This is a genomic window from Pseudomonas sp. GXM4, from assembly GCF_008923895.1.
GTDB classification, from domain to species: Bacteria; Pseudomonadota; Gammaproteobacteria; order Pseudomonadales; family Pseudomonadaceae; genus Aquipseudomonas; species Aquipseudomonas atacamensis.
Genome location: NZ_WBRZ01000188.1, coordinates 1 through 11267, shown reverse-complemented (window position 1 = coordinate 11267; position 11267 = coordinate 1). Strand labels below are relative to the sequence as shown.

At 60.6% G+C, this 11267-nt stretch carries 9 protein-coding genes; 2 read left to right on the top strand and 7 right to left on the bottom strand.

Annotated features, from left to right (window positions below):
• Nucleotides 1-60: 60 nt before the first annotated feature.
• From F8N49_RS20145 to F8N49_RS20115, 7 genes are all read right to left on the bottom strand, one after another.
• A complete protein-coding gene (locus tag F8N49_RS20145; RefSeq protein ID WP_041479652.1) occupies nucleotides 61-987 on the bottom strand; it encodes an ABC transporter permease in 927 nt (308 codons plus the stop codon).
• Nucleotides 987-2093, bottom strand: a complete 1107-nt coding sequence (locus F8N49_RS20140; protein ID WP_151552256.1) for an ABC transporter permease — start codon at nucleotides 2091-2093, stop codon at nucleotides 987-989. The genes F8N49_RS20145 and F8N49_RS20140 overlap by 1 nt, the downstream gene beginning before the upstream one ends.
• A gap of 13 nt (nucleotides 2094-2106) precedes the next feature.
• Nucleotides 2107-3654, bottom strand: a complete 1548-nt coding sequence (locus tag F8N49_RS20135; RefSeq protein WP_151552254.1) for an ABC transporter ATP-binding protein — start codon at nucleotides 3652-3654, stop codon at nucleotides 2107-2109.
• A gap of 600 nt (nucleotides 3655-4254) precedes the next feature.
• A complete protein-coding gene (locus F8N49_RS20130) occupies nucleotides 4255-4836 on the bottom strand; it encodes a YigZ family protein (RefSeq protein WP_071174321.1) in 582 nt (193 codons plus the stop codon).
• Nucleotides 4837-4843: 7 nt separating this feature from the next.
• A complete protein-coding gene (locus F8N49_RS20125) occupies nucleotides 4844-5494 on the bottom strand; it encodes a TetR/AcrR family transcriptional regulator (RefSeq protein WP_016771809.1) in 651 nt (216 codons plus the stop codon).
• A gap of 88 nt (nucleotides 5495-5582) precedes the next feature.
• Complete coding sequence (locus F8N49_RS20120; protein WP_071174322.1) at nucleotides 5583-6971, bottom strand: uracil-xanthine permease family protein; 1389 nt, start codon at nucleotides 6969-6971, stop codon at nucleotides 5583-5585.
• Nucleotides 6972-7086: 115 nt separating this feature from the next.
• A complete protein-coding gene (locus F8N49_RS20115; protein WP_016771807.1) occupies nucleotides 7087-8007 on the bottom strand; it encodes a LysR family transcriptional regulator in 921 nt (306 codons plus the stop codon).
• Nucleotides 8008-8144: 137 nt separating this feature from the next.
• Here F8N49_RS20115 and F8N49_RS20110 point away from each other — a divergent pair, with 137 nt between their 5' ends.
• On the top strand, nucleotides 8145-9494 hold the full coding sequence (locus F8N49_RS20110; RefSeq protein WP_064362892.1) for an aspartate aminotransferase family protein: 1350 nt from the start codon (nucleotides 8145-8147) through the stop codon (nucleotides 9492-9494).
• A gap of 74 nt (nucleotides 9495-9568) precedes the next feature.
• Entirely contained in the window at nucleotides 9569-11062 is a 1494-nt protein-coding gene (locus F8N49_RS20105; protein ID WP_071174323.1) for a CoA-acylating methylmalonate-semialdehyde dehydrogenase, read from the top strand.
• The last annotated feature ends 205 nt before the right edge of the window (nucleotides 11063-11267 follow it).

Sequence of the window (11267 nt, the reverse complement as noted above, 5' to 3'; positions counted from 1 at the left end):
GTTCACTCAGATCCCTTGTGGGAGCGAGCCTGCTCGCGAAGAGGCCCGCTCTGACAACGATCAGTGTCCCGATTGCCACGGCTGCCCCAACGAAACCGGCGCATACAACCGAGTGCGCACGGCATCGCGGGACAGCAACACCAGCACCAGAATCGTCGCCACATACGGCAGCATCGCCAGCAGGCTCGAAGGAATCGCCAGTCCCAATCCCTGTGCCACCAAGTGCAGGATGCTGGCGAGGCCAAACAGATACGCCCCGAGCAACAACCGCCACACCCGCCAACTGGCAAACACCACCAGCGCCAGGGCAATCCAGCCGCGCCCGGCGGTCATGTTTTCCGCCCACATCGGCGTGTAGGCCAGCGACAGATAAGCCCCGGCCAGCCCGGCCATTGCTCCGCCGAACAACACCGCCAAGGTACGCACGGTCAGCACTGGCAAGCCCATGGCGCTGGCCGCATCCGGGTTTTCACCGACCGCTTGAATGATCAGGCCGACACGACTTTTGATGATCACCCACGCCACCAGCGCAAACAGCGCGAACGACAGATACACCAGCAGATCCTGGGCAAACAGCATCCGCCCGATCAGCGGGATCTCACTCAGATACGGAATCGCCAGAGGCTCGAAACCCGCCAGCGGTTTACCCACCCATGCCGCGCCGACAAACGTCGAAAGCCCGACACCGAAGATCGTCAGCGCCAGCCCGGTCGCCACCTGATTGGCGTTGAACACCAGCGCGACCAGGGCAAACAGTGACGACAACAACATCCCGGCCAACATCGCTAGCAGCACACCCAGCCACAGGTTGCCGCTGTTCAGCGCGACGATAAAACCGATCACCGCACCGAACAGCATCATGCCTTCCTGGCCGAGGTTGAGGACGCCGCTTTTCTCGCAGATCAACTCACCCAATGCCACCAGCAACAGCGGCGTGCCGCAGCGGACCATCGCGTAGAAAATATTGCTCAACAGATCGATATCCATCACAGCGCTCCGGCGGTTACGGCAGGGGTCGAGGCGCGCCGGGTCCAGCGCAGTTTCAGGCGTGGCCGATAGAGAATCAGCACGTCACAGGCGAGCAGGAAAAACAGCATCATGCCCTGGAACAATTGGGTGATTGCCTGCGGCAGATTGAGCGACATCTGCGCGCTCTCGCCGCCGATGTACAGCAGCGCCATGAGCAGACTGGAGAACAGAATGCCGAGCGGATTCAACCGCCCGAGGAACGCCACGGTGATCGCCGCGTAGCCATAGCCCGGCGACACCTGCGGCACCAATTGGCCGATCGGCCCAGTCACTTCGCAGACCCCGGCGAGCCCGGCCAGACCACCGCTGATCAACAGCGCCAGCCAGATCAGGCGCTTCTCGCGAAAGCCGACAAAACCTGCCGCACGTTTGTCCAGCCCGAGCACTTTGATCTGGAAGCCGATAAAGCTTTTCTGCAACAACACCCACACCGCAACCAGCGCGAGCAGGGCGAAATACACGCCGGCATGCACGCGGCCGTCCTCCAGCAGCAGCGGCAAGCGACTGGCGTCGCCGAACATCGCTGACTCGGGGAAATTGAAGCCCGCCGGATCCTTCAACGGCCCGTGCACGCAGAACAGCAGCAGGTTCAACGCGATGTAATTGAGCATGATGCTGGTAAGGATTTCGTTGGCGTTGAAGCGCGTGCGCAGCCATGCGGTGAGCCCGGCCCATGTGGCGCCGGCCAGCGTGCCGGTCAGCAGAATCAGCACCAGCGCCCAGCGACTTTGCATGTCGATAACGTTCACTGCCAGAGCACTGCCGGCCAAGGCGCCAAGTAGAAGTTGGCCTTCGGCGCCGATGTTCCAGATCCGCGCCTGATAGGCCACGGCCAGGCCGAGTGCGCAGAGCAGAATCGGCAGCGCCTTGACCAGCAATTCAGACACGCCATACAAATCGCTGACCGGTGCGATCAGCAGTGTGTGCAAGGTTTGCAGTGGGTCGTGGCCCAGCGCGATGAACAACAGCGAGCCGCAGCCGAGGGTCAAGGCCGCCGCCAATAACGGCGAGCACCACAGCATCAGGCGCGATTGCTGGCCACGGGGTTCGAGAGAAAGCAGCATGGTTGAAACTCCGTTAAACCGAAGCGGCGCGAGGTGAGTGATCGAACTGGCCGGCCATCCACGCGCCGACATCGCTCAGTTGTGTAAGGCCGGTGTCTTGAAGAGCCGACAGACGCCCGCCGCACAGCGCGCCGAGGCGATCGCTGATCTGGAACAGCTCATCGAGGTCTTCGGAAATCACCAGAATCGCCGCGCCGGCATCGCGCAGGGCAATCAACGCGCGATGGATGGTGGCGGCGGCGCCAACGTCGACGCCCCAGGTCGGGTGCGCGGCGATCAGCAGTTTCGGTTGCTGAAGAATTTCCCGGCCGAGGATGAATTTCTGCAAGTTGCCGCCGGACAGGCTGCGCGCGGCGGTTTGCGTGTCCGGGGTTTTCACGCCGAAGCGCTGGATGATCTGTTGCGCGAGCGCTTCGACTTTGCTTCGTTGAATCAACCCGTGGCTGACCAGTCCGTGCTGAAAAGCACTGAGCAGGGCGTTATCGGCCAGACTCAACTCCGGCACCGCGCCGTGGCCGAGGCGTTCGGCCGGCACGAAGGCCAGACCGAGTTTGCGCCGCCCATCCGGGCGCAGGTCAGCGACGTTTCTATCTGCGAAGCGCAGGGTCGCCGCTTGCGCACGAGGCAAGGGCTGCTCGCCGCTGAGCAGGGCGAGCAATTCATCCTGACCATTGCCCGCGACCCCGGCGATGCCGACGATTTCACCGCTACGCACTTGCAGGTCGATGTCGGTCAGCGAGCAACCGAACGGATCCGGGTTGTGCCAGCTCAAACCCTGCACCTGCAGAAACGCCGCGCCACCGCTGACCTTCGGATACTCGCCAATCAATCCCGCCGCTTCGCCGACCATCAGTTGTGCCAGTTGCTGATCCGTACATTGCGCCGGCAGGCAATGCCCGGCTACCCGACCGCCGCGCAGCACCGTGGCGCTGTGGCACAAAGCGCGCACTTCACCGAGCTTGTGGCTGATAAACAGAATGCTGCAGCCCTCGTCGGCAAGGCGTCGCAGGGTGATGAACAATTCGTCAGCCTCTTGCGGGGTCAGCACCGAGGTCGGCTCATCGAGGATCAGCAGGCGGATGTCCTGCATCAGGCAACGAATGATTTCCACCCGCTGGCGCTCGCCGATCGACAGGCTGTGGACAAGTCGCTCAGGCTCCAGCGCCATGCCGTAACGCCGCGATACTTCGCGAATCTTCGGCTCCAGTTGCTTCGGCGTGCCGGCCGCCGCGCCCATCGCCAGGGCAATGTTCTGCGCGACGCTGAGGGTTTCGAACAGCGAAAAATGCTGGAACACCATGCCAATGCCCAACTGCCGCGCCTGCGCCGGATTGCGCATCTGCACGCGCTGCCCCTCCCAGAGCATTTCACCGCTGTCGCACTGGGTGACCCCGTAAATGATCTTCATCAACGTACTTTTGCCCGCGCCGTTTTCACCGAGCAGGGCATGGATCTCACCCGGCGCGATGCTCAGGTCGATGGCGTCGTTGGCCAGACAACCGGGGTAGCGTTTGCTGATCTGGCGCAGTTGCAGGCGCGGCGGGGAAGGGGCGATGGACATGACAGGCTCGACTGACTTGGAGTTGTGCCTGTGGATAAAGCAATTTCCTGGCCATTGAGTCAGGAACGCTTGCGGAGCCAGCCCGCAAGTGCCGACAGCAGCGCATCGGCGGGAATTTTGTCTTTCGATCAAGCACCAATTCAGCGCAAAGCCATTGAACAGGCTCCAGTTTTGCCCGCTTGCAGTTGGTTAAAAAACGAGCAACTGCCTGGGAGCCAGACAGATCCAGCGGCTGCGGCGGTCATGAACGGCTTATCCACAGGTTGCTCCACAGTAATTGTGCGCAAGCGCCGAGGGTGGGCATAAGCACTGCGATGCTTTGTTCTAATGGTGATAAACGAAGGTAACTGTTTGTTTTTACGCTGAATTTCCCTTTCGTTGGGTCAATTGAACGAAAATTGAACAAATCGCGCAAAGCCGCATGACAGAAGGGTTACAGCGGTGTGTGCTCAGGTTATCCACAGTCGGGTGCACAGCAGGTGTGGGCAAGTCGCCAATTGGGGAATGCCCTAAAAGATCGCAGCGTTCCGCAGCTCCTACAATTGGAATGCGATCCCCTGTAGGAGCTGCCGAAGGCTGCGATCTTTTGATCTTCCACTCTCAACGCTGCAACAAAATCCGCCCACGGCTCAGATCCGCCAACTGACTCTGCAACACGTCGATCTGCGCTTCCCCCACCGCCAGCTTCAACTCAACACCATTGGCTGTGAAGTTCTCCTCCACCACCAATCCACCGAGATCGGCCACGCGCAACTTCACCAGCGCCAACTCGGCAAATCCACAGGCGCAACTCAGCGGTACGCGGCTGATCAGCTCGATTTTGTCCGCCGCTTGCAGGCACTTGTTGGCGCCACCGCCATAGGCCCGGGCCAAACCGCCGGTGCCCAGTTGAATGCCGCCGTACCAGCGAATCACCAGCACCGCGACCTGATCGCAGTCCTGCGCCTCGATCGCCGCCAGAATTGGGCGCCCGGCCGTGCCGCCCGGCTCGCCGTCGTCAGTGCTGCGGTATTGCGCGCCGAGTTTCCACGCCCAGCAATTGTGCGTGGCATTCAAATCGCTGTGCTGCTCGAAAAACGCCTGCGCATCGGCGGGGCTGCTGATCGGCGTCGCCAGAGTGATGAAACGGCTTTTGCGAATCTCTTCGCGGTACTCGCAAAAACCGCTGAGGGTGAAAGGCATAAACGTCTTATAGAGAAGGAGTGAGGCCGCAGCCTTTGAGAATGATGCGGATCAGGTTGTTGCCGGCGTCTTCCATGTCCTGCTTGGTCAACTTGCTGCGCCCGGTGACGCGGCAGATCTGCGTGGCGAAGTCGGCATAATGCTGAGTGCTGCCCCACAGCAGGAAAATCAGGTGCACCGGATCGACCGGGTCCATTTTGCCCGCATCGATCCACGCCTGAAACACCGCCGCGCGCCCGGTGAACCAGGTGCGGTAATCCTGATTGAAATATTCGCTCAGGCATTCGCCGCCGCTGATCACTTCCATGGCGAAGATTCGCGAAGCCTGTGGCTGGCGCCGGGAGAATTCCATCTTCGCGCGGATGTAGCGGGTCAGCGCTTCGGCCGGGTCATCCTCGGCAGTGAGGGTGTTGAAGGTGCTGTCCCACAACTCGATGATGTTGCTCAGCACTGCCACATACAAACCGAGCTTGTTGGTGAAGTAGTAATGCAGGTTGGCCTTGGGCAGCCCGGCATTCTGCGCGATGGTGTTCATGCTGGTGCCTTTGAACCCGTGACGGGCGAACTCGTCTTCGGCGGCTTTGAGAATGGTCTCTTCGTTCTTCTGACGAATGCGGCTGGCGGGTTTGCCGCCGTGGGCTGGGACTTCAAAGGTCATAGGCACTTCCGGGATTGTCTGTGGGTGCAACCAGTTGCGTTGATAGCGCACCCACAGGCATCCGACAAGTCCTGGCGCGGAAAAACAGTTACGCCTGTTCGATCTTGTTCAATGACGCGGGGCTTTTTGTCTGAGCAGTTTCGCCTTCCGGCAACAACAGACACAGGACGATTGCCGTCAACCCGCCGCTGGTGATCGCCGAGTCGAACAGGTTCTGCACCAGTTTCGGCAGCAGGTGCAGCAGGTTCGGTTGCGCGGCGATGCCGAGGCCGACGCCGAACGAAGTGGCGATGATCAACATGCTGCGCCGGTCCAGCGGCGACTGCGCGAGAATGCGCACGCCCGCCGCCGCCACAGCGCCGAACATCACCAGCGTTGCGCCGCCCAGCACCGGTTTCGGAATCTGTTGCAGCACCGCACCGATCATCGGGAACAGGCCGAGGCAAAACAGGATCGCGCCGATGTACAGGCCGACGTAGCGGCTGGCAACGCCGGTCAATTGGATCACGCCGTTGTTCTGCGCGAACGTTGTGTTGGGGAAGGCGCTGAAGGTCGCCGCGATCATGCAGCTCACGCCATCGCCAAGCACGCCACCGCGCAAGCGGCTTATATAAGAAGGGCCGCTGATCGGTTGGCGGGCGAGCATGCAGTTGGCGGTGAGGTCGCCGACGGTTTCGATGGTGCTGATCAGGTAAATCAGCGCGACCGGCAGGAAAGCGGTCCAGTCGAAGCTGAAACCGAATTTGAAAGGTGTAGGAAAACTCACCAGTGGCAAGTCAGGCAACGGCTGCGGGACCAGTTTCCCGCTGAACCAAGCGGCGAGACTGCCGAGCACCAGTCCGATGATGATCGCCGACAGTCGCACCCACGGCGTATTCGAGCGGTTGAGCAGAATGATTGTCAGCAGCACGAACACGCCCAAGGCCAGATTGCCCGGCGCGCCGAAGTCCGGCGCGTTGAAGCCGCCACCCAGATCGGTGATGCCGACCTTGATCAGGCTGATGCCGATCAGCGTGATGACGATGCCGGTCACCAGCGGTGTCACCACTCGGCGCAACTGACCGATGAAACGGCTGAGCACGATCTGCACGATTGCGCCGAAAAAGCACACGCCGAAAATCATCGCCAGGATATCTTCCGGGCTGCCGCCGCGCTGCTTGACCAGAAACCCGGCCGACAGCACCGCACCGAGAAACGCGAAACTGGTGCCTTGCAGACAGATCATCCCCGCGCCAATGCCGAACGGTCGCCGCGCCTGGATAAAAGTGCCGACGCCCGAGACCATCAGCGCCATGCTGATCAGGTACGGTAGATGCGCGGTCAGCCCGAGCGCGGAACCGATCACCAGTGGCGGGGTGATGATGCCGACGAAACTCGCGAGCACGTGTTGCAGTGCGGCGAGAATGGCGGCGAGTGGTTTGGGGCGGTCGTTGAGGCCGTAGATCAGTTCACTGGACGAATCGGAATCTGGCTGCATGGATTTGGCTTCTTGAAGGAGAGTTATCCCTTCTCTGCAAAAACCTGTCCACTTGCTCAGGTTATTCGTCGATTCTGTCGATGAGGCCCAGCCGGGCTGGGCTCTGCGCGCTTATCTATCGCGTCGCGGCCAGACTCTCCAGGAAACTTTCCAGCACCAAATGAGGGCGCCGCCCCTTGCGCGTGACCGATGCCAGACTCAAATCGTAAAAACGCGTGCCGGCCTTGAGCGCACGCAAGCGCCCCTGCTGCACCCAAAGATTGGCGTAGTGATCCGGCAGGTAACCGATGTAGCGCCCGGTCAGAATCAGAAACGCCATGCCCTCACGGTCAGAGGCACTGGCGGTGCAGTTGAGCGCCTGATAATGCGCCTGAATCTCCGCCGGCAAACGAAAGGTCGGCGCAATCGCGTCTTGACTGTCGAGGCGTTGATCATCGAGTTGCTTGTCGTCGACATAAAACAGCGGATGACCCACCGCGCAATACAGCAGCGAACGCTCGCTGTATAACGGCTGATATTCCAGTCCTGACAAGGCGCTGGCCTGCGGCACCACGCCAACGTGCAGGCGCCCGTCGAGCACACCTTGTTCAACTTCGTTTGGTGCAATCATGCGAATCTGGATCTGCACATCCGGCCCGCGTTCTTTTAACTGCGCGAGGGCGTGGGTGATGCGCATGTGCGGCAGGGTGACGAGGTTGTCGGTGAGGCCGATGATCAGCTCGCCGCGCAGGTGTTGGTGCAGGCCGTTGACCTCAGTGCGGAAACTCTCCAGCGCACTCAACAATTGCAGCGCTGATTGATACACCTCACGACCTTCCTCGGTCAGCGAAAACCCGGCCCGGCCGCGCTGGCATAAGCGCAAGCCGAGGCGCTGTTCCAGATCGCTCATCTGCTGGCTAATCGCCGAGCGGCCGATGCCGAGCACGGTTTCCGCTGCGGAGAAGCCGCCACACTCCACGACACTGCGAAAAATCCGCAGCAGGCGAATATCAAAATCACTGACCTGGGCCAGCGGATCGGCGCGGCGGCTGCTCATTTTTTGTTCTCTTTGTTTAGCAATGATCTAACTGGAGGTTAGAAGAGTTGGATTTCACCGACTTTATCGCCGTGGCAATTTAGCTGCAACAACGCTTTCCATCTCTCTGACGCTTATGCCCTGCGAGGTTTTGCCCGATGAACATGCCTGAAAACGCGCCGTCGCCACTGGCCAGCCAACTGAAGCTGGACGCGCACTGGATGCCGTACACCGCCAACCGCAACTTTCAACGCGACCCGCGTCTGATCGTCGGCGCTGAAGGCAGCTGGCTGTTCGATGACAAGGGCCGCAAGATCTACGACTCGCTGTCCGGTCTGTGGACCTGCGGCGCCGGGCACACCCGCAAGGAAATTCAGGAAGCCGTTTCGAAACAGCTGGGCACCCTCGATTACTCGCCGGGTTTCCAGTACGGCCATCCGTTGTCGTTCCAGTTGGCAGAGAAAATCACCGAACTGACCCCGGGCAACCTGAACCACGTGTTCTTCACCGACTCCGGTTCCGAGTGCGCCGATACTGCGGTGAAAATGGTCCGTGCCTACTGGCGTCTGAAAGGTCAGGCGACCAAGACCAAAATGATCGGCCGTGCCCGTGGCTACCACGGCGTGAACATCGCCGGCACCAGCCTCGGCGGCGTCAACGGCAACCGCAAGCTGTTCGGTCAGGCGATGATGGATGTCGATCACCTGCCGCACACACTGCTGGCGAGCAACGCGTTTTCCCGTGGCATGCCGGAGCAGGGCGGTATTGCTTTGGCCGATGAGCTGCTCAAGTTGATCGAACTGCACGACGCTTCCAACATCGCTGCGGTGTTCGTTGAACCGATGGCCGGCTCTGCCGGGGTATTGGTTCCGCCGCAGGGTTACCTCAAGCGTCTGCGCGAGATCTGCGATCAGCACAACATCCTGCTGGTGTTCGATGAAGTGATCACCGGTTTCGGTCGCACCGGTTCGATGTTCGGCGCCGAGAGCTTCGGCGTGACTCCAGACCTGATGTGCATCGCCAAGCAAGTCACCAACGGCGCGATTCCGATGGGCGCGGTGATTGCCAGCTCCGAGATCTACCAGACCTTCATGAACCAGCCGACGCCGGAATACGCCGTGGAATTCCCCCACGGCTACACCTATTCGGCGCACCCGGTGGCCTGCGCCGCCGGTCTTGCAGCACTCGATTTGCTGCAAAAGGAAAACCTGGTGCAGAGCGTCGCCGAAGTCGCGCCGCATTTCGAGAACGCGTTGCACGGCCTGAAAGGCTCGAAGAACGTCATCGACATCCGTAACTACGGCCTGGCCGGCGCGATCCAGATTGCCGGGCGTGACGGCGACGCCATCGTGCGTCCCTTCGAAGCGGGCATGGCCCTGTGGAAAGCCGGGTTCTACGTGCGCTTCGGCGGCGACACCCTGCAGTTTGGCCCAACCTTCAACAGCAAGCCGCAAGACCTCGATCGTTTGTTCGACGCGGTCGGCGAAGTGCTGAACAAGCTCGACTGATTTTTCCCTCTATATATGTACAAAAGTGCGGGCGCCTCTCACGGCGCCTGCGGACCAGAATTCAGGAGTGTTCGATGAGCGTTATCCCGCATTTGATCAATGGCGAACTGGTGACCGAAACCGGTCGCGCGGTAGATGTGTTCAACCCGTCTACCGGCCAGGCAATTCACAAACTGCCACTGGCCAGCCAGGCCACCATTCAGAAAGCCATCGATGCCGCCAAGGCTGCGTTTCCGGCTTGGCGCAACACGCCCCCGGCCAAACGCGCCCAAGTGATGTTCCGCTTCAAGCAACTGCTGGAGCAGAACGAGGCGCGCATCTCGCAACTGATCAGCGAAGAGCACGGCAAGACTCTTGAAGACGCTGCCGGTGAATTGAAGCGCGGTATCGAGAACGTCGAGTTCGCCTGCGCCGCCCCGGAAATCCTCAAGGGCGAGTACAGCCGCAACGTCGGCCCGAACATCGATGCCTGGTCGGACTTCCAGCCGTTGGGGATTGTTGCCGGTATCACTCCGTTCAACTTCCCGGCCATGGTGCCGCTGTGGATGTACCCGCTGGCGATCGTCTGCGGCAACTGCTTCATCCTCAAGCCATCCGAGCGCGATCCAAGCTCGACCCTGCTGATCGCTCAACTGCTGCTGGAAGCGGGCTTGCCGAAAGGCGTGATGAGTGTGGTTCATGGTGACAAGACGGCGGTGGACGCGTTGATCGAAGCGCCGGAAGTCAAAGCGCTGAGCTTCGTCGGTTCGACGCCGATTGCCGAATACATCTACGCCGAAGGCACCAAGCGCGGCAAACGCGTTCAGGCACTGGGCGGCGCGAAGAACCACGCGGTGTTGATGCCGGATGCCGATCTGGACAATGCGGTCAGCGCACTGATGGGCGCGGCTTATGGTTCCTGCGGCGAACGCTGCATGGCCATCTCGGTGGCCGTTTGTGTTGGCGATCAGGTCGCGGACGCGCTGGTGGCGAAACTGGTTCCACAGATCAAAGCGCTGAAAATCGGCGCGGGTACCTCGTGCGGTCTGGACATGGGGCCGTTGGTTACCGGTCAGGCGCGTGACAAGGTCAGTGGTTATGTGGATGACGGTGTGGCGGCGGGCGCGACCCTGGTGGTCGATGGTCGCGGTCTGAGCGTCGCTGGTCATGAAGACGGCTTCTTCCTCGGTGGCTGCCTGTTCGACAACGTCACTCCAGAGATGCGCATCTATAAAGAAGAGATCTTCGGGCCGGTGCTGTGCGTGGTGCGGGTGAACAGCCTGGAAGAGGCGATGCAACTGATCAATGATCACGAATACGGCAACGGCACCTGCATCTTCACCCGTGACGGCGAAGCGGCGCGGCTGTTCTGTGACGAGATCGAAGTCGGCATGGTCGGCGTCAACGTGCCGCTGCCGGTGCCGGTGGCTTATCACAGCTTTGGCGGCTGGAAGCGTTCGCTGTTTGGCGACCTGCATGCGTATGGTCCGGACGGCGTGCGCTTCTATACTCGTCGCAAGGCGATCACCCAGCGCTGGCCGCAGCGTGCAAGCCATGAAGCTTCGCAGTTCGCATTCCCTAGCTTATAAGTAGCTGGATGTGCAGAAGGCCGACCTTTCAGGTCGGCCTTCGCGTTTTCGGGGCTTTTTTACCGATATGACAGAAATATGAAAATAGGTGTTGACGGCAGATTCCAGAGGTCTATAATTCGCCCCACTTCCGGCGCAGTCGAAACGGAAAACTCCTTGAGATTCCAAGAGTTACGCGGTTTTCGACAGCGGCTTGCTTCAGATC

Bases quoted from the DNA above. Each gene is read 5' to 3' on its own strand.
- F8N49_RS20145 (WP_041479652.1), bottom strand. From the start codon at position 987: ATGGATATCGATCTGTTGAGCAATATTTTCTACGCGATGGTCCGCTGC.
- F8N49_RS20140 (WP_151552256.1), bottom strand. From the start codon at position 2,093: ATGCTGCTTTCTCTCGAACCCCGTGGCCAGCAATCGCGCCTGATGCTG.
- F8N49_RS20135 (WP_151552254.1), bottom strand. From the start codon at position 3,654: ATGTCCATCGCCCCTTCCCCGCCGCGCCTGCAACTGCGCCAGATCAGC.
- F8N49_RS20130 (WP_071174321.1), bottom strand. From the start codon at position 4,836: ATGCCTTTCACCCTCAGCGGTTTTTGCGAGTACCGCGAAGAGATTCGC.
- F8N49_RS20125 (WP_016771809.1), bottom strand. From the start codon at position 5,494: ATGACCTTTGAAGTCCCAGCCCACGGCGGCAAACCCGCCAGCCGCATT.
- F8N49_RS20120 (WP_071174322.1), bottom strand. From the start codon at position 6,971: ATGCAGCCAGATTCCGATTCGTCCAGTGAACTGATCTACGGCCTCAAC.
- F8N49_RS20115 (WP_016771807.1), bottom strand. From the start codon at position 8,007: ATGAGCAGCCGCCGCGCCGATCCGCTGGCCCAGGTCAGTGATTTTGAT.
- F8N49_RS20110 (WP_064362892.1), top strand. From the start codon at position 8,145: ATGAACATGCCTGAAAACGCGCCGTCGCCACTGGCCAGCCAACTGAAG.
- F8N49_RS20105 (WP_071174323.1), top strand. From the start codon at position 9,569: ATGAGCGTTATCCCGCATTTGATCAATGGCGAACTGGTGACCGAAACC.